The organism is Legionella steelei (assembly GCF_001468005.1).
Taxonomy (GTDB): Bacteria; Pseudomonadota; Gammaproteobacteria; order Legionellales; family Legionellaceae; genus Legionella; species Legionella steelei.
This window is the reverse complement of the sequence record NZ_LNYY01000005.1, coordinates 165,707-192,186: the sequence shown is the minus strand read 5'-3', so window position 1 is coordinate 192,186 and position 26,480 is coordinate 165,707. Positions and strand designations below refer to the sequence as shown.

The following is a 26,480-nucleotide window of genomic DNA, read 5'->3' as shown; positions in this document are numbered from 1 at the left end:
CTGTAAAAATAGTCTACGCTTTAATAAGCAATGTAATTAAAGGATTAAGCAATGCCTAGATCATTTTGGAAAGGCGAGATATCTTTTGGCCTAGTTTCAATACCAGTTTCTTTGTACTCCATTGAAGAGCAAAATGATCTCAAATTTCATTTGCTTGATAAAAAAACGAAATCAAGAGTTCATTATCAACGAGTTAGCGAAAAAACAGGGAAGGAAGTTCCTTGGGAACACATTGTCAAAGGATTTGAATTTGAAAAAGACCGTTATATCGTGGTTGATGAAAAAAAGTTTGAAAAAGCCAGCCCTGATTTATTTAAAGCAATTAACATTGAAGAATTTGTTGATTTTCAAGAAATTGACAGTCTTTACTTGATAAAGCCCTATTACCTCATCCCAGAAAGCAAAAATAAAAAAGCCTATGTTTTATTAAGAGAATCGTTAAAAAAAACCAATAAGGCAGGTGTTGCCAAAGTCATTATCCGTACCAAAGAATCTATTTGTTTAATCCTGCCTCATCAGGATGCCCTCCTTTTATATTTGATTCACTTTAAGGATGAGATTCGTGAAGAAACAGAGATGGATCTTCCTAAAGAAGATTTTAAAAATTACAAAATCTCAGCATCAGAAATAAAAATGGCGGTTACTTTAATCAACGAAATGACGACTAAATGGCAACCTGAGAAATATCATAATGAATATCGTGACACATTGAAAAAATGGCTCGATCAACAAATAGCCAAACAACCGGTCATCAAAGAAGAGGATGCTGCAGAAATTGCTGAAGAAAGCTCAGCAGATGTAGTTGATTTTATTACACTTTTGAAAGAAAGTATGAAAAAGAAAAAATCCACAGAAAAAACGAGCAAGAAAAAGAGCTCGTAAATCAGAAAATAGACCTGTCAGTAAACTGATGCTCTTGCCAAATTAAGTCATTTTATGCAAAGATAATTCTTGAAACACATTGATAAATAATTGTAACGTGTTCACGCTAATCTCGGAGGGACCTATGATGAAGCGACTATTTAAGATTGCCAAACCCACACAACAAACTAACGCCACATTTAAAACGACCCAAGCACAATCGGTGCCTTCGGCAAAAAAAATAACCCCAATGAGCGCCCCCCCAAAAAAAGAAAGCAATCCTGTTGCGAAAGAACCCCAATCCCATTTTTTTAAAAAATTAAAAGCAGAAGAACACAAGCAATTTTCAGATAGAAGACACCGTTTTGATTACAAAGACAATTACAGTGCTGCACTTAAATTACCACACTCAAATTTTTTCTTAACAATAAACCATCAGAATCAAAATGCACTTCTTAAGCTCTCTAAAGGAAATATCATAGAGCATGCAAGTCGACGTGTTGATTTATTTTTTTATACCTTAATTGCTTATTATAAAACAGGGGTTTTGCCGACATACGGTCATACCACTTTGCAACATGGAAAAGGGCGTACCACCAGAAAAAATATAAGCCTTTCTGAGGCCTGTCATAGTAGTTTCACCCCCTCATTACTTGATAAAAGCATTTATCAAAATTACAAGACGGGAGAAAAACATAAGAGCTTATTATCGGATACGCATCTTATGGACAGTCTGAATTCAACTGTTGAGTTACCTCCGTTTGTTAATGATTTGGATGATCTATTAGAAAATTTATGCAGAGAAAAATGCCTAAGCATTTTGCGTGCAGTGTCACTTGGAATAACCAATCCCATTGCCGGATTAACTCAGTTTCTACAAATAATGAGCACCACTTTAAACAAACTTAAAGAGGATGCTGAATCTGATTCATCCCGGCATTCGATTAACCCGAATCTGCTTGAGCTGGTTACCAAAGGCACCCTATCAACAACTTTTTCAACACAAACACGAACAGCAACAGATGCATACATCCAATTGTTGCTTAGAATGACACCCACAGAAAAAGCATTATGTAAGGACAAACTGAGTAAAGAAGAAATGTATATGGAGAAAGTTATGGAATTACAGGATGAAATTTTAAATTCGAAAAGTAAACATCATTCGCCTTAGGCTAAGAATCTTGAGAAGTCAGTTTTGCGTGTAGCCTAGTTGCAGACAACCAGGCTACCGAGCAATGCCCCGCATTCAGGGAACCACAACTGAAAAACATAAATAATCTCTGGCCATGCCTTAAGGATTTAACTAGAATGAAACAGTTTAACTACTGATAAATAAATACTTTTTACACAGGCATCCATTCATGAATATCCACACTGTTGTTGAAGAGCAGAGAAAGTTTGCAGCTGGCGGAAAAGCGAAAGCAATTGATTTTCGTAAGCAACAACTTCAGAAATTAAAAACCATTCTTAAGCAAAATGAGCAACTCCTCTCTGAGGCACTCTATGCGGATATCAAAAAATCGCAATTTGAAACGTATTTGACTGAACTTGCCATAATTTATCATGAACTTGATAAAGCAATTAAATACGTACACAAATGGGCGAAACCCAAAGCAACACGCACCGAATTGGTAAACCAACCAGGAAAAAGTTTTATCTTGCCAGAACCTTATGGTACAACGCTGATTATCGGAGCATGGAATTACCCTTATCAGTTAACGTTAGTTCCTTTGATTGCCGCTATGGCAGCTGGCAATACTAGTATTATCAAACCCAGTGAGCTGCCACAGCATACTTCTGCAGCGCTAGCAAAAATAATCAATCAAAATTTTGAGCCGGCTTATCTTTATGTCGTAGAAGGCGGCGTTGATGTCACTCAAGAGCTTCTTAGTATACGCTTTGACAAACTGTTTTTTACCGGCAGTACTACTGTAGGTAAAATTGTTGCTAAGGCTGCGGCAGAACACCTGACACCCATTACCCTGGAATTGGGTGGAAAAAGCCCTTGTCTTGTTTTTGCTGATGCAGATCTGAAAATTTCAGCACAGCGAATTATCTGGGGCAAGTTTTTAAATGCAGGACAGACCTGTATTGCACCTGATTATCTTTTAGTTGAGGAAAAAATTTATCAACCCTTATTAACAGAGCTTAAAAATCAAATCAGCAAAATTATTGGTCCCAATCCTCTTGAGAGCGATAGTTACGTGCGTATTATCGATCAAAAACACGTACAACGCTTAAAAAAACTCATTGATCCTCAAAAACTATTCACTGGTGGACAGGTCATCGACACAGAAAACTACATTGAGCCAACCATTCTGAAGGATGTGAGTTTTGCCGATGAAATCATGAAAGAAGAGATTTTCGGCCCAATTTTACCCGTTATTCCTTTTACTGATCTCGAGCCGGTCTTACAAGAAATCAAATCACGTCCACGTCCTTTGTCTCTTTATGTTTTTGGAAAAGATTCAAAATTGCAAACACGAATTGTCAATGAGGTTTCTTTTGGTGGTGGGTGTATTAATGATGTGATTATGCATATTTGCGATTCACACCTTCCATTTGGTGGGGTAGGTGAAAGCGGTATGGGAAGTTATCACGGTGAAGCCGGTTTTAAAACATTCAGCCATTTCAAAAGTATTTTGAAAAAAACGTTCTGGTTTGAGTTGCCCATTAAATACATGCCATATACCCAACTGAAATTAAAAATAATTCGCACACTTTTAGGGTAACTCAGCGTGCTTGCAAGAGACTCCTATGTGTTTAAATATTAAAAGGATTTTTTTCTTTATTATGCACTATTGTTGTTTGTTCAACTGCTTTTGCAAATGTACAAAATTTCGGTTCCTTTTGGTTGACCGGAATCTTTATTGGACCCTTTTCTAATGAATACAAACAATGGAAATATTATGTGGAACCGAGTTAATCCTAATTGATGATCGGTATGGAATGGATGAAGCACATATCTATTCCGGCGCTGGATATCAAATTACCCCTAATTTTATACCCTATATTGGGTATGCCTATTTTTTATCAGAGAATACTCAAGGCGTTATTTCACATGAAAATGTATTGTGGCAACAATTTCTGTGGAAACTCTATCACTCTAAATTATTTAATGTATCCAATCGTTCCCGCCTTGAGCAACGAAAAAATACTCTATACTCCGACTGGACAACACGTTTGCGGGAACAAATTACCCTTAAAATTCCTTTTCAGAATACCAAATATTCACTTTCAACCTTCGATGAAGTGTTTTTGAACTTCAATCATCCAATATGGGTTAGTGATAAATTTTTTGCTGAAAACCGAGCCTTTTTGGGTATAGAAAGGCAGCTCTCAAAAGCTGCCACATTTGATATAGGGTATATAGACCAAGTGAAGTTTCAAAGACAAAACCAAAAGTTATTCACTCATGGCTTATACTTGAAACTTACCGTAACCCAATAATGATGCGTAGTTCATAAGCTATAGCTTAGGTGCTTCCCAATTTTTTGTTTCTTTTTCTGCCATGCGTCGTGCCCTATGAGCAATAGCTTCTTGCAACTCAAGAAAAAAAGGAGAAGCCCCAAGAGAGATATTGGGCTCTGATTCAAGTTGCTTACCCCATGACTCATCTAGTTCGGGTTGAATCTTTAATTCAACATCCAACATTGAGTCTAAAGCATGAGTCAGTTGTTGATAGGCAATTAAAAATAATTTGCATTGCTGCGCAAAACAGGAATTTTCATCCAAAATCAATGCAGAGGTACTGAGAAAACCAATAATTCGTTCGTCTTTATGATCTTTTTTATGTTGCAACACGAGAAACAACAAATCTTTTAATAAGGAATAGATCAAGGGGTAGTCTTTATCATTCTTTCCATCTTGTCCATATTGATCCACTAAGTTTTGCAACAGCTTAATGCATTCTTTACTCACAGACATTTTGGCTCCAAGTAAACAAACATTTATTTATTAAAGACCCTGATAGCTCATTAAGCAAGGAAAGATAATTCTTTGAAAAATTTTTTAAAAATATGACTTGTTTGTCTTGTACGTGTTGAATATTAGGTCTATAACTTTAAAAATAAAGAGAGCAACTTATGTCAGAAAAGAAACGTAATAAAATCAAAACTAATCATTTCAAGGAACCCCCTACTCCAGTTCCATCTGCAGAAAATTCCTCTGTCATTTTAAGCATTATCAAAGCATTACCAGGAAGTATCTATTGGAAAGACAAAAATGGAGTTTATTTAGGTTGTAATGATGCGATGTTGGAAATGACTGGGATGAAATCTGTAATTGGAAAAACAGATTTTGAAATGCCTTGGGCTGCGTCTGCAGAAACGATTCGTAATAATGATTTAAAAGTAATGACACTTAATTCTCCATTGGAGTTGGAGGAAATTGGTACCATCGCGAATGGAGAACGCGTAGTCGTATTAACTAGGAAAACACCTCTGCACGATGCACAAGGTAATGTCACTGGTATTATTGGTATCTCATTAAATATAACCAATCGCAAGAAACAAGAAGCTGATCTCTGGTCGAGCCAAGAACAAACACAATCCACCTTGGAAAACATTCTGGCCCATATGCCAGGACACGTTTACTGGAAAGATAAAAACGGGGTTTATTTAGGGTGTAATAACCGACAAGCTCAAAGCGTAGGATTTCTATTTGGCTATGAAATCGTAGGCAAAACCGATTTTGATTTACCATGGGGTAAGAATCAAGCCGAATTATTTCGTCAAAATGATCTGCACATCATGCAAACTGGTGAAACCGAGATTATTGAAGAAAAGGCACTCACAGAAGGTAAAGATGCTATTTTCTTAAGTCATAAATCGCCAATGCGTAATAAAAGAGGGGAAATTACAGGTGTATTGGGGATTTCCATTGATATCACCGACAGGAAAAAAATTGAAGCGGAACTCAAGATTGCAAAAGAAAAAGCAGAAGCCGCGAGCCTGGCAAAAACTGAGTTTCTTGAGAATATGCGCCACGACATCCGCACCCCGCTCTCTGGGATTGTTGGCTTTACCGACATCATCAAAGCTGAAGCAGAAAGTCCTAGAATTAAAGAATATGCAGAGAATCTGATTGCCTCAAGCCATGCCCTACTTGATTTTATGGATGATGTACTCGAAGCGATTCATGTAAGCTCTGGTGAACTTCCCAAAGTGAGGAAAAAATTTATCTTAGAGAAAATAGTTCAGCATGTAATTGATTTGAATAAAGCCAAAGCGTCCTCTAAGCGTTTGACTTTATCTTTAGAATTTGACCCCAATATCCCACGATTCTTTATCGGAGATCCCATTCGCATTCATAGAATTTTACTCGAACTGATTTCCAATTCATTAAATTTTACAGATGCTGGGTTTGTGAAATTAATAGCCATACTAGCGAAACGAGAAAACCGTGAAGTAGTCATCAAATTTGTCGTGGAAGATAGTGGCATGGGGATTCCCAAAGACAAGCAACAAGAAATTTTCTTGCAATTCAAACGCTTAACGCCTTCCTATAAAGGAATTTATAAAGGAGCAGGTTTAGGTCTTTCTGTAATCAAACAGTTCATTGATGAATTAGATGGGGAAATATATGTCGAGAGTACTGTTGCTAAAGGAACAACGTTCACATGCATCATCCCCTTAAAAACAGCACTCTTAGAAGATGAAACCGGTATTGATAAAGATTTTGAGCCTAAGATTGACCATCTTGAACAAAATACTGTAAATACCCCCTCTTCTCTAGCTCCATCAACAAAATCATTAAAACATCGTATCTTACTCGTTGAAGACAATTCTGTGGCGCAAACTGTAGCAAAAGTCATGTTGAGTGAATGTCACTGTCAAGTAGATACAGCGATTGATGGACAATCTGCATTACAACTATGGAAAAAAAATAAATACGATTTGATTTTTATGGATGTTGGATTACCTGATATGGACGGTTATCAAGTAACCCATCACATTCGTGTGCATGAAGTTGCAAAAAAATATTACACTCCCATCATTGCACTTACAGCCCATGTAGGTGAGGAAAACAAACAACGATGCATTGAGTCGGGCATGAATGCTGTAATTAGTAAACCACTAACACAAAAAAAATGTTGTGATATTTTAAGCTCATTCATTCCTTCCATACAAAAAGCAAAGGAAATCCCTGAACATAGACTTTTTGATTTACCGGCAACAGTAGAAGAACTTTTTGAGCTGTCTCAATTCCCAATATTTGATGTTGAAGAGGGAATTAAAACTACCGGTACAGAAGATACACTTTGCGACATACTCAATCTCATGCTCAATCAATCACTTGTCGAAGATATTGCGTTGCTCAAAAAAGCACATGCCCAAGGGGACTGGGAACAAACTCAAAAAATTATTCATAAAATTAAGGGAGGCGTAGTATATGTTGGCGCAACTCGAATAAAAATAGCATGCCAATATCTTGAGCGCTACTGGAAATCAGGGCAGCGCGATTTATTGGAGCAATTGTATCAGCAGGTGCTTAAGGTAATCAATGAAACGACTTTTGAAATGAAACAATGGGTAAACGCAAACGCCTCTCATTAATCCAACACCTACAAAATGTACAAAACCCAACGCCCGTCCTGTGCTATATCTTGGAGCTCTCTCGTTAGACTCGAGATGATGAAGTTCAAAGACACACTCAAAAACCGCCAATTGACTCACTTTCATGACCCGCTTTTTGCATTATTTTCAGGTTCTCTTCTGTTGCTTTTGCAGGATATTTTTTAAAGCGAAGGGCAACAGGTCTTAAATAGTCTGGATAATGAGGTTTAATTAAATATTCATAAGTCGCAGCCATCGCTTTGTTTCTGCCGCTAGGATAAACTTCGAAATCGTATGCCTTTTCTGTCCACAGACACATCACGGAACATTCTTCAATCAAATAATCAAGACAAAGTTGGAATGCTCGTTCAGAATCAACATCTTGCGTAGAAAATCGGCTCAGATATCGCGTTAAAAAATCATCAATGTTGGCATGCATTGCTTGCCGGAATAATTCATTGGAATCATATTCTTTTTGGACACGTACGTGGCCGTTAATGTAATTCTGACTGTTGTACCAATCATCCCAACGCATGATCTCAAAAGGTATGGTTAATTGATTGTACGCCATTTCATTACGCTTTAACCAATCATCCCCTTCTTTTACAGCAAGCTGGTATAATTCATCGGAAGATGCATGGTTCATAATGCCAATTGTATGGCGTTGCACGCTATCATCCACGAGGATGGTACACTGTTTAAATGAGGTATTAATTAGTTTAATTACTGCTGCAAATTTTTCGCCTTCATGGATTGCTTGTCCAACACTAATGGGCATAAGGCATGAGGATTGAGGAAACAATTTTCTTTCCTCTACGGGGTTTTCTCTAAAAGAAGCTTTCACAATCCTGTTCTCAACTAAACTCATCTTCCTTACCTCCTTTTACTCGATAAGCACTATAATTTGCATAAAAAGAGATCATATTTTATTTTATTAAAATCATCCTGTCTATTAATAAATCATTGACATAATACTTAATTAAGGTTTTTATTATATAATGTACTCAGAGTGGACCATTGATGCGAGTATAAAAATGACCTATAGAATCGATAATCCTGGCGGTGGCGATTGCGGGTTTTATGCGTTCGCAGTGGGTTTAATCAAAATAATTCAAGAAGAATATGCGCTTCATAAAAAAAGTGAAACTTTTGCTCGGTGGCAACGTAATGGCCTTAATAATACAAGCTTGGAAGACATTCTAAGTATTGATATCAATAAGTTATACAACTCGCCTTATGCTTATAAAAAAGACATTTTAGATAAATTGCAAATGTCTTTAAGAGGTATTTCTGCAAACGCACACAAAACCCATCTTTTGGATCAAATACAAGTTGAAGCCATTAGGGGTGGCGGTACCTACGTAGAAAGCACATCTGTATTCCATAAATTTATGGAGTTAGTACATTTTTACCTTAAAAAAGAGGATGCAAAAAAAGGTGCCCTAGATAAGGTAATCAAATTTAATGAATTAGCTTTATCACCTGAAGTTCTGAGCTTAGCAAAACAAACAGCCAAATCACTGAAGCCAAAGCTTAAAAGCTCGTTGAATGAAGCAGAAACGCACACAATAGAAAATGCCCATGTCAAAGCGGCCTTACTCAACGACGTAATGTCCGGCCGTGAAGCAAACCCTCGCTCCGTCATTTTAAAAGGTGCAGACAAGATTAAAGAGAAGGGTCGATGGGCAACCCACAGTGATTTAAAAGAAGTAGCCGATCAGCTTAGGGTAAATCTCAATGTAATCCAAGTAGACGCTGTTAAACCTATAGTGAATGGAGCACCTCTCCAGGGTCGTCCTACTGTTACGTTAAATAACGAAGGTGATACACATTGGACAACTCAAGTAGAGCAGCTCTCTGTCTCTAGTCAAGAACAAACACCAGATGAACGCCCCTCTGCTAAACCACAGGCAGCCAAAAGAGAGGTAACTCTCTCTGCAAAACAAGAACACGTTCTTAACGCAACGGTAAGCAGTCAACCTAAAGCAGAAAAAGTTGAGCGTTATCGACAACACATAAAATCGCTTATGGAAGCCGCATCAACGCAGGGCTTATTTTCCACAGTGAAAAATACAATTACAAAACTTGATGATGAGAGCCTTAAAAAAGAAAAAGCTAAGTCAGGTGAATCAGATGAGGATTTTGCTAAGCGCTTACAAGAAGCTGAATACAGGCGCGCTCTGAAATAGCAATTTAAACCATCTTTGAAATAAAGCTTGTGGAAAACACAGGCTTTTTTTTTATTAAAATGATGTGGTATAAAAATCTTACGCGTTTTTCATTAAAGGATGTTTTGATGAGCACCATTCAACGCTTTATTAAAGCCCAACAAGGCCAAGAAATGTATACGCCCTTCCAGCAGGCATATAATGAGCTCAGAGCCGGTAGCAAACAAAGTCATTGGATATGGTATATTTTTCCTCAACTCAAACAACTCGGGTTCAGTACAACAGCCCAATATTTTGGGATTATTGATTTCAAAGAGGCGTGCGACTATTTACACAATGAAGAACTTTTTCAAAATTATTATGCAGTGGCTCAGCTAGTAGAGCAACAGCTAAAAACGATTCCTGTTTTGACGCTGATGAGTGGGCAGATTGACAGCAAAAAACTGGTCTCAAGTCTGACCTTATTTCATGCTGCAGCTTCTTTCCTGTTTCATCAAGGAGATACCTCTCAGGATTTTTTAGCACTTGCCAGTTGCTGTGAGCGAACTCTTGCAGAGACGGCAAAACAAGGTTATTTTCCCTGTACGCTTACTCTCAATTTTTTAACATCAAAAAAGTGAATCAAATTTTATAACTTCTGTTTTCTCTTTTTTAAAGCAGTGTATGATTGCTTACAGGTCATAACACAACTATTGGAAACAAAATAATGAGAAAACTCACCTGTGTTTTTTTTCTATTACTCAATCAAATAGCAAACGCAGCTCACCTCACTCCAGTAGAAAAAAATATAGCTCAATATATTACCACCCAGTCTCAAGAACAGCTGTCATTATTGGAACAATTAGTCAATATAAACAGTGGTACTACCAACATTACAGGAATTCGGCATGTAGGGAACATTGTACGCAAACAATTAGACCAGCTTGGATTTAAAACGTATTGGGTTAATGAACCGCCTGCACTACATCGAGCAGGAACCTTAATTGCTGAGCGCAGTGGAACTAAAGGCAAAAAACTGCTTTTAATTGGGCATCTTGATACAGTATTTCCTGAAAATAGCCCCTTTCAACATTTTGAGCGGAAAAAAGCTGTTGCAACAGGGCCAGGAGTTATTGATGACAAAGGCGGAGTAATTGTCATTCTTTATGCATTAAAAGCGTTGCAAGGGGCAAAAGCGCTAGATGATGCGAATATCACTGTTGTTTTAACTGGTGATGAAGAAGACTCTGGGAAACCTACTTCGATTTCAAGAAAACCTTTAATCGATGCAGCAAAAAAGTGTGATGTTGCTTTAGATTTTGAGTGGGCAATTACGTCAGATACTGCAACTGTTGCTCGCCGAGGCATAAGCCATTGGACATTAGAAGCACATGGTAATGAAGCGCACTCATCAGAAATTTTTCAAAAAAAAGCAGGTTATGGTGCGACATTTGAATTAGTACGAATTTTAAATACCATGCGTACGCAGCTTGGTAGAGAGAGTTTTTTATCATTTAGTCCTGGCCTTATTTTAGGTGGGACTACGGTTAAGAATAATCATATTCAAGGCGAGGCCTTTGGCAAAAGCAATGTCGTTGCAAAAATTGCTGTAGCAAATGGAGACTTACGCTTCATTAGCGAAGAGCAAAAAAACGATGCCGAGGAAAAAATAACCAATATTGTTGCCGATCATCTGCCAGGAACAACAGCCTCCATTAAGTTCCAAGATGGAATTCCAAGTATGCCACCTACTGCTGCCAACGAATCCTTATTAAGACAATATAGTTTAGTCAGTGAGGACTTAGAGCAAGGAATGGTACTTCCTCTTGATCCAGGAACGAGAGGTGCAGGTGATATTTCGCACATTGCTTCTATGATAAATGGTGCATTGGCCGGTTTAGGCCCTGTAGGCACAGGAGCACATTCTGTGAATGAAACCTTAGACGTTCCTTCGCTTACAACTCAAACTCAACGTTCGGCTTTATTGATTTATCGGTTAATCAATAAACCAAAATAAAATGAATTTTTCGACAGACTCATGATATAACGAATGGTGCATAAATTGTTTATATAAGCTGTTACTCCATCTGCGCTATAATAGATAAAAGGCTCCCTTTAATTCAGCAATGACTCTCGCTAAAATTTGGTGGAGAGTTATTGGGTTTTCTTAAATTCTAGTTGCTGTGCACATTGAAGGATTTTTGTTAAACATTTAATATACAATTTTTATGGGTTGGCTTGAATTTGATTCCCTATATTCATCGCAGTTCTTACTTAAAATTACCTTCTAATTTTTATGAAGTGATCGCCCCGAATCCGATCGCAAATCCTTATTTAGTCAAATTCAACCATGAATTAGCTGCTTTTCTTTGTGCGCCAAACTCCCCTTCTACCCCCGAAAAAGAGCGCCTATCTCTTTATGCCGGAAACTCGGTTCCCACACACCTAAAAAGTATTGCCTTAGCCTATGCAGGACATCAATTCGGATACTATGTTCCTCTTTTAGGAGATGGTCGTGCTGTATTACTTGGCGAGATACGCAGTCAAGATGGAGCACGATGGGATATTCAGCTCAAAGGATCAGGAAGAACCAGGTTTTCACGAACAGGTGATGGCAGAGCCCCGCTTTCTGCTGTATTAAGAGAATATCTCATCAGTGAAGCAATGCATGGATTAAATATTCCCACTACCCGTTGTTTGGCTGCAATTGCAAGCAAAGAGCAAATCTATCGCCAAAACGGCCCCGTCCCTTTAGGTGTATTAACTCGTGTTGCCTCCAGTAGTTTACGCGTTGGTTCTTTTGAATATGCGGCTGCTCAAAAAGAGAGTCACTTACTAAAATCTCTAGCGAATTACGCTCTGGAACGACATTATCCTGAGCTTTTATCCTGCGAAAGTCCTTATCTTGAATTATTTAAACAGGTCGTGGATCGGCAAGCACATCTTATCGCTGAATGGATGGGTGTAGGCTTTATTCATGGAGTCATGAATACGGATAATATGACAATTTCCGGCGAAACAATTGACTATGGACCCTGTGCGTTTATGGACGAATTTGATTTTGGTACCGTATATAGCTCCATTGATGTAGCCGGTCGTTATGCATTTGGAAATCAAGCTTCTATCGCAAAATGGAATTTAGCGCAGTTTGGCAAAACTCTCTTGCCTTTATTTGAAAGTAACGAAGCCCCCCAACAGTTGCAAGAAACTCTCGACTCATTTAACACAGTTTTTTCTCAATACTGGAATAAAAAAATAAGCGAAAAGTTAGGTCTGTCTGATGATAATGCGAACACCTTAGAACTTATTAAAAACTTCTTTGGCTTATTACAAGAACATAAACCTGATTATACCAATACATTTCGTCTTCTCAATCAAGCGATTGACTGTAGAAGCCGCCAGAACGAGTTAATAAACACATTGGGCAATCAGCCTAATAGTGAACGGTGGGTTTCTGACTGGTTGCAGCACATAAAACACCAAAATGCGGATCTCATGGCAATAAAAACCAGGATGAATCAAGTAAATCCCGCATATATCCCAAGAAATCACTTAGTTGAAAATGCAATTAACACGTTTATTGAAGACAATGACCCTACGTTAATGGACGCTCTTTTAAGTGTATTGAAAAACCCTTTTCAACAGCAAAAAAATACTGAAAACTTACAGGGTTTGCCTTTACCTCACGAACGAGTCCATCAAACATTTTGTGGTACTTAAATTAATTTAATATGTAGCCCGGGTGCAACGCAGAGGCCCCAGATTTAAAGGTTTATATCCAGAACTCCGGGTTTCGCTGCGCTGCACCCAGGCTACGAACCTACATATACTCAAATTTTGAGCTCGATGAGGGCTTAAAGAGCTTTCTGATAAAGCACTTCCTTTAATAACGCCCCACCCTCATAAAACTCTTCTAACTTAGTCGAGTCTGTAGCCTCAAAACCTATGGCATCGTAGAATTTGCGTGCCTGAATATTGTCCTCAAATACCCATAAAAGTATCTTTTTATATCCCTGGTTTGCAAGTTCAGAAATTGCAGCCTTGCATAATTTGGTACCTAATCCAACTCGCCAATAGTCCGGGTGTAAATAAATCGCACTGATTTCACCCATTGTATTGTCTGCGCTAAAATCACGAAAACAACAAATGCTCGCAAAGCCAACGAGTTGATTGTCTACTTCGATAACTAATACATTCCCTCCCTGTTTTATCAAATCATACCATTGCTGAGTTCGCTCTTTTATGGATAAATTTTGTAATATAATTTCTGGAATAAAATCTCGATACATTTTTTGCCAAGAGCAGATATGGATTTGTGCTATAGCTTCGGCATCTTCTGATGTAGCAGTTCTTATATTAAGTGTTGAGTAATTTTTAATCATAGTAACAAACCTTAATGACGTACTTAATTTCCATCATTATTTACGTTTTTAAATTCAATATTTAGATAATGTCTTGCTAATATGCTATGTTAGAATGAAAAAATTGTCACTAAAAAGGATTTCCCCATGAAGAAAAACAAACAAAAAAAACAAATGATCATGGGGGCGTTGGTCTTATTTACAGCCTCAATAGCCACTGCAGATACGGTCACGAGTGATGTATCTACCACAGATGGGACCCCAATAGGTAAAGTTACTTTTGAAGACAGTAAATACGGTTTACTGATTAAACCTCAATTGACTGGACTTCCTGCTGGCATTCGTGGGTTCCACATCCATCAACATCCTGATTGCGGTGATCATGCTAAAAATGCTGGCAGCCATTTAGACCCAGCGAACACTAATAAACATCTTGGCCCATATGGCGAAGGTCATTTGGGAGATCTACCTGTGCTCGTTGTTGATAGTAACGGAACAGCAAACACCCCCACATTGGCGCCTCGTTTAAAGACTCAAGATATTAAGGGTCATGCCGTAATGGTTCATGCTGGTGGAGATAATTATAGCGATACCCCTCCTTTAGGTGGCGGTGGTGATCGCATTGCTTGTGGAAAAATTCCGGCATAAGATATCGAGAGTTTTTTGAACAACCATGTTGTTTAGCAAGTGTTTACAGTGCTCCGCCATCCCGATGCTCTCCATGATGAGGTGACGAAGGCGCGAACATTCTTTTTTATGGATATATTAAATTTTCTGTCACTCCCGCGTAGGCAGGAATGACAGAAAATTTAAATCAAACTATTTTCTTTTTTTTTATTAATTGGCATGATACGCCCCTCAAAAAAATAATAAAAAGGGATGTGTTATGGCTAGTTTTTTTTCAAAAGTAGAGTCACATTGGAATACTCACTCAAGCCTAAGAAGCAAATACTCTCAGCTGATCCCCATTCCACAACCATCTTATTTTCACCCCATTCATGAGCTAAGTGAGTTCACTGACTTACTTGTTCGCCCGCTCCATAATCCCATTTGGTTAGGAGTGAATGCATTATTACTCTTTTTGAAAGCTTTTCTTTATTTGGCAGCTACTTTATTACTCCTTGTGCCTGCTGTGCTATTAGCCGTTTTTGCCCCCAGGTCTGCAGCCAGTTCCAATACATGTTCCTCATTTAAATCATGCGCCGCCCATGTGGTTGTCGATGCAACTATGGGAGTTATTGGAGCCTGCGCCGCTGTCGCTGCGGTTGTTTTTAATCCAATATATTTGCTAACGCGTTGCCTAAGCAGTGTTGTAGAGCATCTCAATGAAGTAACTAAAGAATGTTGTGGTTTAACCATTGCCCGATTTTAATTCTTAATACAACAACGCTCAATGACGTCAGTTTCGGAGTAGCCTGAGCAAAGGTCTGAAAGACCGTAACCCGGGCTTCACTTCATTACACCCAGGCTACAGAATAACTCATTGACTGTATCTGCCAATAAATTCAGTCTGGCCAATAATATGATTTTGCATTGCGGTCTCTATCTCTTTTTTCGTCGCATCTTCACCTAAATTTAAAAAGGTATCCAACGCATAGAGCTTGAAAAAATAACGATGAGTACCACTTGGCGGGCAAGGCCCCCCATAACCTGTTTTTCCCCAACTATTTCGCGCACTAATTGCTTTTGATGGAATACCAATTCCTGTTTTAAGTTCATGGCAGTCAGAGGGGATATTAAATAAAATCCAGTGCACCCATAATCCTGCTGGCGCATCAGGATCATCCATAATTAAAACAAAAGACTGGGTATTTGTGGGTGCGTCTTTCCACATTAATGGGGGTGAATGGTTGACCCCATTACAAGTATATTCTTGAGGAATAAAAGCATTATGGATGAATGCAGGACTCTCAAGTATCATGACACACTCCTTGCACGAGCAGTTTAATTGCAATTTAGACTAAATTTGCGCAAAAATACAGGAAAAACCAAAATTAGAACTTTAATTTTCCACTTAAAATCTGCCAAAGCATGACAAAATCACCCATTAAGCTGTATAGCGGGTAATGAAATGTAGCTGGTTTATTTTTTTCAAACACATAATGCCCGATCCAAGCAAATCCGTAGCCTGTAACAAGCATGAGAACAAGCCATAGCCAATTCCAGGTAAAAAGGAACAAGAGTAAACATAAACAGGCTAAAGAGGTTCCGACAACATGCAAACGCCGGCACATGATTGTCTTATGTTCATTGAGATAAAAAGGATAGAACTCATTAAAGTTCGCAAATTTCTTATCGTTCATAATCGTAAGAAAATAAATCTAAGTCTCCTAAATTATAGTTTAGAAAATTAGAATTGTGTTTGCATCTGCATTGATAGTCTTTATTGTTCCATCTTCAGAATATGCTCAGTTTATTTTTGTTTGATTCTTGATTTCACGGGAATGAACGGTACTAAATTGCTGCGGCGCACATAATTTTCAATATTGATACAAAGGGATAGGCTCAATAAGTTAGGCTTATGTTTAAATATAGTCTATATTGTATAGATATTCTGCAGCTCAGTTGTTGTTCTCTTGCTATATGAACATGGATTAATTCATAAGGAAACTTGATTAGCAAGCGAACTTGTATTAGTAAGAAGTCTAATAAACATGGAAACTTTAATTAATACTCTAAGTCAAAATGCAACACTTTTTCCAGAGAGGATAGCCTATACCTTTTTAGGCGCAAATAAAAAAAATACTTTAACCAATAAGGAACTGCTACATAACGTAATTGATATTGCGTCGAGATTACTGGTAGTGACTCAACCCGGTTCACGATGTATTTTATTATTGCCGCCAGGATTAGAGTATATCGCCTCTTTTCTTGCTTGCCTAATGGCTGGCATTGTTGCTGTGCCCGCCTATCCTCCTCGTAGTAATCGACATACTCAACGTATTTTAGCAATTATTGATGATGCTAAAGCAGAGATTATCCTGACAACTACTGCAATTGCACAGCAATATGTTTTTGAAAAAGTACAAGTCATTGCCATCGAAGATGAGTCTCATACGTCTTATAGTGGCGGAATGCCTCAGGTTTCTCTGGATGACTTAGCATTTTTACAATACACCTCTGGCTCTACCGGAAATCCTAAGGGGGTTATGGTCAGTCATGGGAATATTATTGCTAACACAACAGTTATTGATACTCTCTTTGAGGGAAAAATTGAAACGGTTTGTTCCTGGTTACCTCCTTTTCACGATATGGGATTAATTGGCGCCATTTTATATCCTTTAGCATATAACAAACACAGTGTTTTAATGGCACCGACCACATTCTTAAAAAATCCTTTCATCTGGTTAAAAACAATTAGTGATTATCGAGCAAATATTTCTCCGGCACCTAATTTTTCTTATGAAATGTGTGTGACGTCGATAACCGATGAGCAAAAAAAACAATTGGATTTAAGTAATTGGCTATTTGCTCTTAATGGTGCGGAGCCTGTAAGTGCGAAAACCTTGGCTCGATTTAGCGAGGCATTTAAGGCATATGGTTTTCGAGCAGAGTGTTGTTATCCAGTATATGGGATGGCAGAAACAACGTTAATGGTTAGTGGTAAAAAAACGGCCAGTAGTACGCGAATTCTACAGGTAGATAAGCACTCTTTACAGAATGAACACCAGATCCAATTGAATGAAACAGGAATTGATCATTTGGATTTGGTTGGCTGTGGTTATGCTTCTTCTGAGCATGAAATTAAGATTATCGACCCTCAAACTGTTACTGAATTAAAGGCATTCCAAATAGGTGAAATTGTTGTTTCTGGGCCTAGTGTTACCCAAGGATATTGGAATAAACCAGAGATTAGCCAGCAAATTTTTGAACTTAAGCTGCTAAATTCCGATAAGAAATATTTACGTACTGGTGATCTTGGTTTTTTGGATGAGTATGGTGAATTATTTATTACTGGCCGTTTAAAAGACTTAATTATCATCCGAGGTCATAATATTTATCCGCAAGATATTGAGTCAATTGTTCACGACAGTCATCCGGCGTTAATTCAACATGGTTGTGCTGCATTTACCTTAGAAATCGATGGAGAACCCGAATTAGTGATTGTACAAGAGGTGCATCGTCGTGCTAAAGATCACGATGAAGTTTTTAACGCAATTCTCCAACGTTGTGGTGAGGATTTACCCTTATTACCGGCTCGCATTATTTTAATTCAACAGGCAACGTTACCTAAAACCTCAAGTGGAAAAGTTCAACGCAATGCCACTCGTCAGGCAGTGGAGCGAGGTGAGTTAAAAATTATTGCTCAATGGCAAAAAGCAAGCTTGGATGTTAAAACACAACAAATTGATTTAAATCCAAATGAATTACAACAATGGATGAAGCAATGGTTTGCGAAGCAGCTCCATCTAAATCCAGAAGCGATTAATTCTAGAGCTAACTTTGCTTATTATGGCGTTGATTCCAGCTTGGCGGTTCAGTTTTGTGGGGCTCTCGAATTTAAAGTTCAGCGTGAAGTTAATCCAAGTTTGCTCTGGGAACATTCAACCATAGAGCAATTAGTTTATTATTTGGAAACTGACCAAGACGGAAGGCAGGCACAGGTTACTCAGGAAATGGATAAAGAACATCCAATAGAACCGATTGCTATTATTGGCATGAGTTGTCGTTTTCCAGGAAGAGCGAATAGCCCAGAAGCATTTTGGAAATTCTTAAAAGCAGGTGAGGATGGGATTACGCAAGTCCCTCCTGAGCGTTGGGATAGTGAATTATATTATGCGGCACAACCTGGTACTCCGGGAAAAATGGTGACCTCTAAAGGTGGATTTATTGATAATATTGATCGTTTTGATGCAGCTTTATTCAATATTAGTCGCCGTGAAGCAGAAGCAATGGATCCCCAGCATCGCCTCTTGCTGGAGTTAACATGGGAAGCATTGGAACGAGCAGGTATTGCACCTTTATCTTTAGATAATAGTGATACGGGTATCTTTATTGGAATTTCTTCGAATGATTATAGTCAATTAGCTCACAATACCATATCTAATCATGCAGATGCCTATTATGGAATAGGTAATGCGCACAGTGCGGCAGCTGGGCGTATTGCTTATTTTTTAGGGACCCATGGTGAATCAATAGCTGTGGACACGGCATGCTCTTCTTCGCTGGTTGCAGTGTTTAATGCATGTCAGGATTTGCATGAAAAAACCTGTAGCTTAGCTATTGTTGGTGGCGTAAACAGCATTCTTGACCCTTCTTTAAGTGTGAGCTTTTCGCAAGCAGGTATGTTATCCCCTAATGGTAAATGCCAAGTCTTTGATGCTAAAGCGGATGGGTATGTCCGTAGTGAAGGGTGTGGCATTTTAATCTTAAAACGTTTGTCTGATGCGCAACGCAATAAAGATAATATCATCGCTGTGATTCAAAGCGCCGTAGTTAATAGTGATGGGCACAGTAATGGCATTACCGCACCTAGTCCTAAAGCACAACAGGACTTAATTGGTAAAGCACTTCATATGGCGGGCATTTCTCCAGATGCAATTGATTATGTTGAGGCTCATGGAACAGGCACTCGTTTAGGCGATCCGATAGAGTTTAATGCGCTGAAAAAGGTTTTTGCGACAAGTACACGCCAAAAGGATTTATATATTGGTTCTGTGAAAAGCAACATAGGACATTTGGAAGCTGCAGCGGGTATGGCTGGCCTTATCAAAACAGTATTGATGTTACAACATCGACAAATTCCACCTAATTTGCATTTTGAAATGGTGAATCCTTTAATTAACTTGGCATCAATTCCTGCGCGAGTTCCTACGGCACTGCATGAATGGGAAACTGGTGATCGAAAACACATACGTTATGCGGGTGTAAGCTCATTTGGTTTTACTGGAACTAATGCACATTTAATACTTGCCGAATCTCCAACTACTGATGCAACCATTACACCCACTGATGCTCCTCAGCGGCCTTTGCATGTTTTTACTTTATCGGGACATACGCCAGAAGCTTTAGCCGCACAACAAACAAGATTATTAGAGTTTATCCAAGGTGAAGACTGTGTTGATTTGGCCAGTTTATGCCATAGTCTTGCTATTGGTCGCAGTACATTAGATTATCGATTTGCTATTTCAGTACAAACACATGGTGAATTAATTGAGAAACTGCGCGCTGCAATTATATCTAATGAGTCTGTGGGGCTAAATGTTGGTAAAACTACCTTTTTATTTACCGGGCAAGGATCACAATATTCTGGGATGGGGTGGGAACTTTATAATAGCCATCCATTATTTAGGAAAGAAGTGGATCATTGCAGTCAATTATTGGCGGATTATTTGCCTGAACCACTCACGACCGTGATGTTTGCTTCAGAGAAAGCTTATTTACTGAACCAAACTCAGTATACCCAACCTGCTTTGTTTGTTCTTCAATACGCTTTAGCTCAATTATGGATGAGCTGGGGGATTCATCCTACAGCAGTTATTGGCCATAGTGTGGGCGAGTATGTTGCTGCAACTGTAGCTGGCGTTATGAATTTGGCTGATGGTTTAAAACTTATTACCGCTCGCGCAAAACTCATGCAAGCACAGCAAAAAGGCAGTATGCTTGCGGTGAATGTGGAAGAATCCCAGGCTTTAGCATTACTTGATGAGTTCAAGGCTTGTTCACCCCATGCCATCTTAAATATTGCTGCGGTAAATAGCGTTAGCCAGGTTGTATTTGCAGGTGAGGAAGGGGTAATTCGTCTATTAGATCAGAAGTGTCAGTTACAAGGCCTGAGAACAACTGAGTTGCAAGTGTCTCATGCATTTCATTCAGAACTCTTGCGCCCTATGATTGCTGAATTTAAGCGGATTTCTGCAAGCATTCAGTATCATGCACCTAAAATGGTACTTATCTCGAATGTCAGCGGCAAAGCGATCTCGGCTATCAATGCAGATTATTGGGCCGAACATATGCTCGCTACAGTTCAATTTAGCGCCGGGATACAGGAATTACTTTTAGAAAATTATCGCACTTTTATTGAAATAGGGCCTCAGCCAGTTCTATTAAATTTTGCCAAGGAACATTCTATTCAACCACAACAGATATTGTGGCTTGCTTCCCTCAGGAAAAATCAATCCAACTGGCAAACGTTATCTGAGTCAATCGCTCAACTTTATAAGAACGGGAATACAATTGATTGGCATGCTTATGATGCTCCATTTAAGCTACAGATTTCTGCAAAACCTTTACCTACGTATCCTTTCCAGCATCAATCTTATTGGCTGACCGTGGATCCTATCGCTCAAGAGAATAGAGTCCTAGATAGTTTTCTAAGCCAATCTCTTTATCAGGTGGAGTGGAAACCATTGGCTGAGGCTCATAACCCTGTGGAGCCAACGTCAATTACTGGTACATGGTTGATTTTTGCAAATAAAGATTCAGAAAGTAAGAATATGGTGCGTCATTTATCAACCTATTTACGGGATGCTATCGTGGTTAATCCCGGGGTAAAATATCAAATATCCCGAGATACAGTAATGCTTAATCCTTATCAACCAGAGCATTTTTTGAATTTCTTAAGCAAGCACTCAGAAATCCGGGGTGTTTTCTATTTGTGGGGTTTAGTTGGCAGTGAGTTTTTTCAAGAGGAGCAATTAAAAGCCGCAGCTTATGATGATTTTAATCAATTAATTAGATGCTCTTGTGCGGGTTTGCTTCATTTAGTGCAAGCACTCATGCACCAAAAGCAGAAGAGTAAGCTATGGACTCTAACCAGAGCTACAACGACCATACAGCATCAATCTCTGCCATTTTTTTCACCATTGCTGGGCATGGGTAAAACACTAGTGCTTGAATATCCCGAACTGGATTACCATCATTTTGATGTTGATGTGGGAGCAAAAGCCGAAAAAACAGCGCAAAAACTCCATCAACTTATCAGTCAACCTTTCCAGGATGAACCAGTTTTAGCTTATCAACAAGCTGCATTATATGTGCCACGTATTGTCACTGCACCATTGTCTCGTTCGATTGAAAATAAAAAAACATTGCGAAAAAATGGTTCTTATCTGATTACTGGCGGACTGGGGGGGATAGGATCGATTTTATGTAAGTGGCTAATGCATCAAGAAGTCAATTCTATTATTTTACTGGGAAGGCAGCCTTTAACCGATAAAATCACCGAAAGACTCAACGAGTTTCGTGTGAATGACATAGCAATCCAGTATCTGCAAGCTGATGTTAGCGATTACCAGAAATTGCGTCAGGTTTTAACCATGGCACAAAATACAATGCCCCCAATTAAAGGGATCTTTCATACAGCAGGTACCTTAAGTGATGGTTTGTGGTCGCATTTAACGTGGCAGCAGTTTGAGGAAGTTTTCCGTGCGAAAGTGCAAGGTTCATTTAATTTACACTGTTTAAGTAAAGAACTTATGCCTGAGTTAGAACATTTCATTATGTTTTCATCCATTAGCTCTTTATTTGGTTCGCCAGGACAAGCGAACTATGCTGCGGCTAATACATTTCTCGATAATTTAGCTCATTATCGCGCGCAAGCAGGATTACCTGCATTAAGTATTAATTTTGGTCCTTGGCAAGAAGTAGGTATGACCCGCAATTTAGTGCAATCTTGGTTGGCTTATGGTATTCAAAACATTAGTGAGAAAGTAGGGTTGGCTTCCCTAAAGCGTATGCTATCAAGTTCTTTCACACAATTGTGTTTGATGCCGAATAATATTGTTTCCGTGATGGAACATTTACCGCGCTCCTATAAGAAATTATTGGTAGAGATTCTTCCCGCGACCCAAGAGAACCCAACACCTATTTCTCAAGTAACCAACCAACAAGACCAAGATTTTATTACGCGATTAAAGAAAGCGCACCAACAACAGCGACTGACTGATTTAACAAACTTATTCATCAATGAAGTTCGCATCATTCTTCGTTTAAAAGAAAGCGATGCGTTGCCGATGAATGCCAATTTGTTATCACTTGGGATGGACTCATTACTTGCTTCGGAATTATTACACCAGCTACAACGCAAATTATTGCTTGAAAATCTAAGTATTCAATCTTTATTATTTGAGAACCGCTCTCTTGAAGATTTGATTTATTTTTTGAATGAAAAAATAGTCGACGCCGAGAACTCGGAAGAAACTACCTTGTTAACTAAAGCGGCGCGTCATTTATTACAGCTTTCAGTGCAACAAATCCGAATTTGGAGACATATCCAGGATCAGCCCGCCAATCCTGCTTATGTAGTGACTAATTTGTTTCAACTTGACGGTTCTGTGGACGTGTTGATTTTGGAAAAAAGTATCCAACAGGTCATTGAGAGACATTCCATGTTACGTTGCAGTTTTCATATTTCTATGGGAACGCCATTTCAATTTTGTCATGACCAAGTTGATTTTAAATTACATTATTTTGATTTTCGCACTTTAGAAGCCAAGAACCAAAACAAACAAATCAATCAATTGTTGAAAAAAATAAGTCATCATCAATTTGATTTGCATAAAGCTCCATTATTGGAAAGTTATTTGATTCAATATGCTGAGAAACAATATGTTTGGGCCTTTAGTGTAAGTCATTTGCTAACAGATGGGGGCAGTAGTCTTATTCTGTTTCAAGATATTCTGCATTTTTATGCATTAAATCAAAATCGAAGCAGCCAAACCTTACCTGCGGCAACACCCTATGAAGATTTTATTGATTGGCAATTAGCGAATGTAGTGAATGGTACTTACGAAAAATACGTTGCGTTTTGGCATGATACCTTGCTGAACTATAATCCTCCCGTTTTGCCTACGGATAAAGCCATCCCGCAACAGGCATTAGCCATAGGAGCGAAAGAACCTATTCATTTCTCTGTAGAACTACTTAATAAGTTACAAGATCTGACAAAAAAAAGTCAGGTGACTCTTCCTAATTTATTATTTACGGCTTATGGGTTGTTACTCGCACAGTTTGCTCAAACCGATCAAGCTTTTATAACTATGCTTTGTGCTGGGCGAGAAACAGAAAAATGCCAGACAATTATGGGTAACGTGGCTAATGAGCTACCCTTGATTATCCATTATTCTCCGGTAATGAGTTTCATTGATATAGCAAGACAGTTACAAAACAGCCTGGTTCAGTTTTCTGAATATCAGTATTTACAACCAGAACAAATTACAGAGATTGGTTTGCCGGTACCGGATGTATCTTTCGACTTTCAACATTTGGAGATCAAACCTGTTGATCCTGGTTTTACGCTGAAACCATTCGCTTTTGATGATGCAAATATCCCTCTTTGGGGATCTAATCCCCGTAAGCTTTCTTTAAAGTTTACTTACAATAGAACCTTATTAACTGGATACCTTAAATATCGAGTTGATTTGTATGACTGTAAAACGATTGCTCTTCTTACTAGGCAGTTTCTGACGATAATTAAGGAGGTTGTCGAGAGACCTGAAAGGACTTGTAGCATCTTAACTGATTTGTGTGGAGCCAGATTATGAGTAAGTCCTACTTAATAAAACCCCCTTTGTCCATATTCAAAGAATACGATGTGCGCAGTCAAATTGGCGAAGATTTAAATGAAAATACTTACTACACCCTAGGGCTAGCAATTGGGACTGAGCTGCAGGAAATCCATGGATTGCACGTGCTATTGCTCTGTCGTGACAGTCGTGCCAGTAGTGCTTCATTTACAGAGTCCTTAATCAAAGGCTTATTGGAAAGTGGCACCCGGATAATCGATATTGGTTGCTTACCAACCCCAGTGTTACATTTTGCAATGTATGACTTGCAATGCCAGTCTGGGTTAATGGTCACTGCGAGTCATAATCCCGCAGATTATAATGGTTTGAAGATCACTCTAGGCGGCAAGAACTATTACGGGAATAGGCTTCGAGCTTTATATCAACGCATTATGGATGAAAAATTTTTCATTGATAAGGAAGAAAGCGGAAAGTTGATTCAATACCCTCCTGAGCAAGTGATAAATAAATACATTCGTGTCATCAAAGGACGTATGGGAGGAATGAGAAAATTTCGCGTCATTGTGGATTGTGGTAATGGTGTTGCAGGGCATGTGGCTCCTCAACTATTGACTGCTCTGGGTTGTGAGGTCATACCCTTATATTGTGATGTGCAATCAACGTTTACTCATCATCATCCAGATCCGTCAATAGAAGGAAATTTAAGTGATTTACGCCAGGCTGTTTTGGAGCAAAATGCTGATGTAGGTGTAGCTTTTGATGGGGATGGAGATCGTTTGGGTGTTGTAGATAATCAAGGCTGTATCATTCCTTCAGATTATTTGTTGCTGGCTTTTGCTGATGCATTGCTTAAAAAAGAACCTAATGTGGGCGTAGTATTTGATATTAAATGTACCCAACATTTAAATGAGTACATCTTAGCCCGCAAAGGACGCGCGATTATGACTCGAACCGGCATGGCGTATATTATGGCAGGCATGTCAGAGCATAAAGCGGCAATCGGCGGAGAGTATAGTGGGCATTTCTATTTTAATGATCGATGGCTGCAATATGATGATGGTATTTATGCTGCAGCACGTGCAATAGAAATGTTAAGTGCACAGATAGGAGATAGTCATCATTTTTTTGCGCAATTTCCTAAGTCATTAAGTACTAATGAATTAAAAATTAATATTGCAGAACATTTGAAAGAAGAGTTTATGAGGCAGTTAATTTTACATGCTCCTCTGCATATAGGAGGTGAGCTTACCTATATTGATGGGTTAAGAATAAACCTTGCCAATGCATGGGGACTAGTTCGTCCCTCCAATACGGGACCTTATTTAACGCTTCGTTTCGAAGCAAAGACTTATGATGCCATGCAAGACATTAAAGGGTTATTTGGAAGATTAATTACAATGATTAATCCCTTATTGGAATTGCCTTTTTAACGAGAAGCAAATGGATAAAAAAGTTATTGCAGCATTTGATTTTGATGGGACGTTGACTACAAGTACGTCAAGTCGAATCCTATTTTTAAAGTACCTGGTTGGTTTACCTAAAGTAGTAAGTAGCCTATTGTCGAGCTTTGTTTATTCAGAGCTAGGACGCTTTAAGCTGGATAGGTTAAGTTGGCATGATTATCTCGATAATCTTATTTTAAAAGATCGAGATAAGAAGGAACTTAATGAGCAGGCTATGCAGTTTTTAGAACAAGTACTTATCAAAAAATTGCGTAAAGAAGCTTTAGAATGCCTCAATTTTCATCAACAACAAGGTCATACCTGTGTTTTAATTAGTGGAGCATGGGATATTTACCTGAAGCCTTTGGCAAGACGATATCACTTTAAACAATTGATTTGTACTGAACTGGAGTTTGACCCTGTAAGTCATAAAAGTACCGGACGCATGCGAAATAAATATTGTCTGGGACAACAAAAATTAGAAGAATTTAAGAAGCTCTATGAACATAGAGAGGACTATGAACTTTATGCATATGGAGACAGTGCTAATGATATCGCATTACTCAATTACGCCGATCATGCTTTTTATAAATGTTTTAAGTAAATGCCATCCATAATAATGAATGAAATCCATAAGTAATTTTGT

General features: G+C 38.5%; 19 protein-coding genes. 14 read left to right on the top strand and 5 right to left on the bottom strand.

The annotated features are described in order from the left end of the window. Window positions 1-51 precede the first annotated feature (51 nt). The 4 genes from ku (at window position 52) to Lste_RS02190 (ending at window position 4,311) form a co-directional block, all read left to right on the top strand. Window positions 52-882, top strand: a complete 831-nt coding sequence (gene ku, locus Lste_RS02205; RefSeq protein ID WP_058509453.1) for a non-homologous end joining protein Ku — start codon at window positions 52-54, stop codon at window positions 880-882. A gap of 124 nt (window positions 883-1,006) precedes the next feature. Continuing rightward, on the top strand, window positions 1,007-2,032 hold the full coding sequence (locus tag Lste_RS02200) for a hypothetical protein (RefSeq protein WP_272947110.1): 1,026 nt from the start codon (window positions 1,007-1,009) through the stop codon (window positions 2,030-2,032). Window positions 2,033-2,222: 190 nt separating this feature from the next. Then, a complete protein-coding gene (locus tag Lste_RS02195; protein WP_058509452.1) occupies window positions 2,223-3,593 on the top strand; it encodes an aldehyde dehydrogenase in 1,371 nt (456 codons plus the stop codon). Window positions 3,594-3,759: 166 nt separating this feature from the next. After that, window positions 3,760-4,311: a DUF2490 domain-containing protein gene (locus tag Lste_RS02190; RefSeq protein ID WP_058509451.1), complete on the top strand. Its 552-nt coding sequence runs from the start codon at window positions 3,760-3,762 to the stop codon at window positions 4,309-4,311. A gap of 18 nt (window positions 4,312-4,329) precedes the next feature. On the opposite strand, the gene Lste_RS02185 is transcribed toward Lste_RS02190, so the two are convergent. Further along, window positions 4,330-4,788, bottom strand: coding sequence for a hypothetical protein (locus Lste_RS02185; protein WP_058509450.1), 459 nt, complete (start codon window positions 4,786-4,788; stop codon window positions 4,330-4,332). A gap of 158 nt (window positions 4,789-4,946) precedes the next feature. Between Lste_RS02185 and Lste_RS02180 the strand changes: the two genes are divergently transcribed. After that, a complete protein-coding gene (locus Lste_RS02180) occupies window positions 4,947-7,418 on the top strand; it encodes a PAS domain-containing sensor histidine kinase (protein WP_058509449.1) in 2,472 nt (823 codons plus the stop codon). A gap of 97 nt (window positions 7,419-7,515) precedes the next feature. Here the strand turns inward: Lste_RS02180 and Lste_RS02175 are convergent, their stop codons facing one another. Further along, complete coding sequence (locus Lste_RS02175) at window positions 7,516-8,286, bottom strand: hypothetical protein (protein WP_058509448.1); 771 nt, start codon at window positions 8,284-8,286, stop codon at window positions 7,516-7,518. A gap of 130 nt (window positions 8,287-8,416) precedes the next feature. Between Lste_RS02175 and Lste_RS02170 the strand changes: the two genes are divergently transcribed. From Lste_RS02170 to Lste_RS02155, 4 genes are all read left to right on the top strand, one after another. Further along, window positions 8,417-9,607: a hypothetical protein gene (locus Lste_RS02170; protein ID WP_237760402.1), complete on the top strand. Its 1,191-nt coding sequence runs from the start codon at window positions 8,417-8,419 to the stop codon at window positions 9,605-9,607. Window positions 9,608-9,714: 107 nt separating this feature from the next. After that, on the top strand, window positions 9,715-10,206 hold the full coding sequence (locus Lste_RS02165) for a DUF1810 family protein (RefSeq protein ID WP_058509447.1): 492 nt from the start codon (window positions 9,715-9,717) through the stop codon (window positions 10,204-10,206). A gap of 86 nt (window positions 10,207-10,292) precedes the next feature. After that, window positions 10,293-11,582, top strand: coding sequence for a M20/M25/M40 family metallo-hydrolase (locus tag Lste_RS02160; RefSeq protein ID WP_058509446.1), 1,290 nt, complete (start codon window positions 10,293-10,295; stop codon window positions 11,580-11,582). Window positions 11,583-11,803: 221 nt separating this feature from the next. Then, complete coding sequence (locus Lste_RS02155; protein ID WP_058509445.1) at window positions 11,804-13,285, top strand: protein adenylyltransferase SelO; 1,482 nt, start codon at window positions 11,804-11,806, stop codon at window positions 13,283-13,285. 134 nt (window positions 13,286-13,419) lie between these two features. On the opposite strand, the gene Lste_RS02150 is transcribed toward Lste_RS02155, so the two are convergent. Continuing rightward, complete coding sequence (locus tag Lste_RS02150; protein WP_058509444.1) at window positions 13,420-13,947, bottom strand: GNAT family N-acetyltransferase; 528 nt, start codon at window positions 13,945-13,947, stop codon at window positions 13,420-13,422. A gap of 126 nt (window positions 13,948-14,073) precedes the next feature. Between Lste_RS02150 and Lste_RS02145 the strand changes: the two genes are divergently transcribed. Both Lste_RS02145 and Lste_RS02140 read left to right on the top strand, forming a co-directional pair. After that, window positions 14,074-14,574, top strand: coding sequence for a superoxide dismutase family protein (locus Lste_RS02145; protein ID WP_058509443.1), 501 nt, complete (start codon window positions 14,074-14,076; stop codon window positions 14,572-14,574). A gap of 238 nt (window positions 14,575-14,812) precedes the next feature. After that, a complete protein-coding gene (locus tag Lste_RS02140; protein ID WP_058509442.1) occupies window positions 14,813-15,298 on the top strand; it encodes a hypothetical protein in 486 nt (161 codons plus the stop codon). Between the two features lie 108 nt (window positions 15,299-15,406). Here Lste_RS02140 and Lste_RS02135 read toward each other — a convergent pair whose 3' ends face one another. Continuing rightward, window positions 15,407-15,847: a YbhB/YbcL family Raf kinase inhibitor-like protein gene (locus tag Lste_RS02135; RefSeq protein WP_058509441.1), complete on the bottom strand. Its 441-nt coding sequence runs from the start codon at window positions 15,845-15,847 to the stop codon at window positions 15,407-15,409. Window positions 15,848-15,920: 73 nt separating this feature from the next. After that, entirely contained in the window at window positions 15,921-16,229 is a 309-nt protein-coding gene (locus Lste_RS02130) for an Mpo1-like protein (protein ID WP_058509440.1), read from the bottom strand. A 351-nt stretch (window positions 16,230-16,580) separates the two neighbouring features. Here Lste_RS02130 and Lste_RS02125 point away from each other — a divergent pair, with 351 nt between their 5' ends. The 3 genes from Lste_RS02125 to Lste_RS02115 are packed head-to-tail and all read left to right on the top strand — an operon-like array spanning window position 16,581 to window position 26,438. After that, window positions 16,581-24,410, top strand: coding sequence for a type I polyketide synthase (locus Lste_RS02125; protein WP_058509439.1), 7,830 nt, complete (start codon window positions 16,581-16,583; stop codon window positions 24,408-24,410). Further along, entirely contained in the window at window positions 24,407-25,822 is a 1,416-nt protein-coding gene (locus tag Lste_RS02120; RefSeq protein WP_058509438.1) for a phosphomannomutase/phosphoglucomutase, read from the top strand. Before Lste_RS02125 ends, Lste_RS02120 begins: the two co-directional genes overlap by 4 nt. A gap of 10 nt (window positions 25,823-25,832) precedes the next feature. Beyond that, the gene (locus Lste_RS02115; RefSeq protein ID WP_058509437.1) at window positions 25,833-26,438 is read left to right on the top strand and encodes an HAD family hydrolase; all 606 of its coding nucleotides are present in this window, start codon (window positions 25,833-25,835) and stop codon (window positions 26,436-26,438) included. Window positions 26,439-26,480: the final 42 nt, after the last annotated feature.

Coding starts and splice junctions, on each gene's coding strand:
- Lste_RS02200 (WP_272947110.1), top strand. CDS start 1,007: ATGATGAAGCGACTATTTAAGATTGCCAAACCCACACAACAAACTAAC.
- Lste_RS02150 (WP_058509444.1), bottom strand. CDS start 13,947: ATGATTAAAAATTACTCAACACTTAATATAAGAACTGCTACATCAGAA.
- Lste_RS02140 (WP_058509442.1), top strand. CDS start 14,813: ATGGCTAGTTTTTTTTCAAAAGTAGAGTCACATTGGAATACTCACTCA.
- Lste_RS02170 (WP_237760402.1), top strand. CDS start 8,417: ATGTACTCAGAGTGGACCATTGATGCGAGTATAAAAATGACCTATAGA.
- Lste_RS02175 (WP_058509448.1), bottom strand. CDS start 8,286: ATGAGTTTAGTTGAGAACAGGATTGTGAAAGCTTCTTTTAGAGAAAAC.
- Lste_RS02180 (WP_058509449.1), top strand. CDS start 4,947: ATGTCAGAAAAGAAACGTAATAAAATCAAAACTAATCATTTCAAGGAA.
- Lste_RS02195 (WP_058509452.1), top strand. CDS start 2,223: ATGAATATCCACACTGTTGTTGAAGAGCAGAGAAAGTTTGCAGCTGGC.
- ku (WP_058509453.1), top strand. CDS start 52: ATGCCTAGATCATTTTGGAAAGGCGAGATATCTTTTGGCCTAGTTTCA.
- Lste_RS02130 (WP_058509440.1), bottom strand. CDS start 16,229: ATGAACGATAAGAAATTTGCGAACTTTAATGAGTTCTATCCTTTTTAT.
- Lste_RS02135 (WP_058509441.1), bottom strand. CDS start 15,847: ATGATACTTGAGAGTCCTGCATTCATCCATAATGCTTTTATTCCTCAA.
- Lste_RS02185 (WP_058509450.1), bottom strand. CDS start 4,788: ATGTCTGTGAGTAAAGAATGCATTAAGCTGTTGCAAAACTTAGTGGAT.
- Lste_RS02145 (WP_058509443.1), top strand. CDS start 14,074: ATGAAGAAAAACAAACAAAAAAAACAAATGATCATGGGGGCGTTGGTC.
- Lste_RS02160 (WP_058509446.1), top strand. CDS start 10,293: ATGAGAAAACTCACCTGTGTTTTTTTTCTATTACTCAATCAAATAGCA.
- Lste_RS02165 (WP_058509447.1), top strand. CDS start 9,715: ATGAGCACCATTCAACGCTTTATTAAAGCCCAACAAGGCCAAGAAATG.
- Lste_RS02115 (WP_058509437.1), top strand. CDS start 25,833: ATGGATAAAAAAGTTATTGCAGCATTTGATTTTGATGGGACGTTGACT.
- Lste_RS02120 (WP_058509438.1), top strand. CDS start 24,407: ATGAGTAAGTCCTACTTAATAAAACCCCCTTTGTCCATATTCAAAGAA.
- Lste_RS02125 (WP_058509439.1), top strand. CDS start 16,581: ATGGAAACTTTAATTAATACTCTAAGTCAAAATGCAACACTTTTTCCA.
- Lste_RS02190 (WP_058509451.1), top strand. CDS start 3,760: ATGGAAATATTATGTGGAACCGAGTTAATCCTAATTGATGATCGGTAT.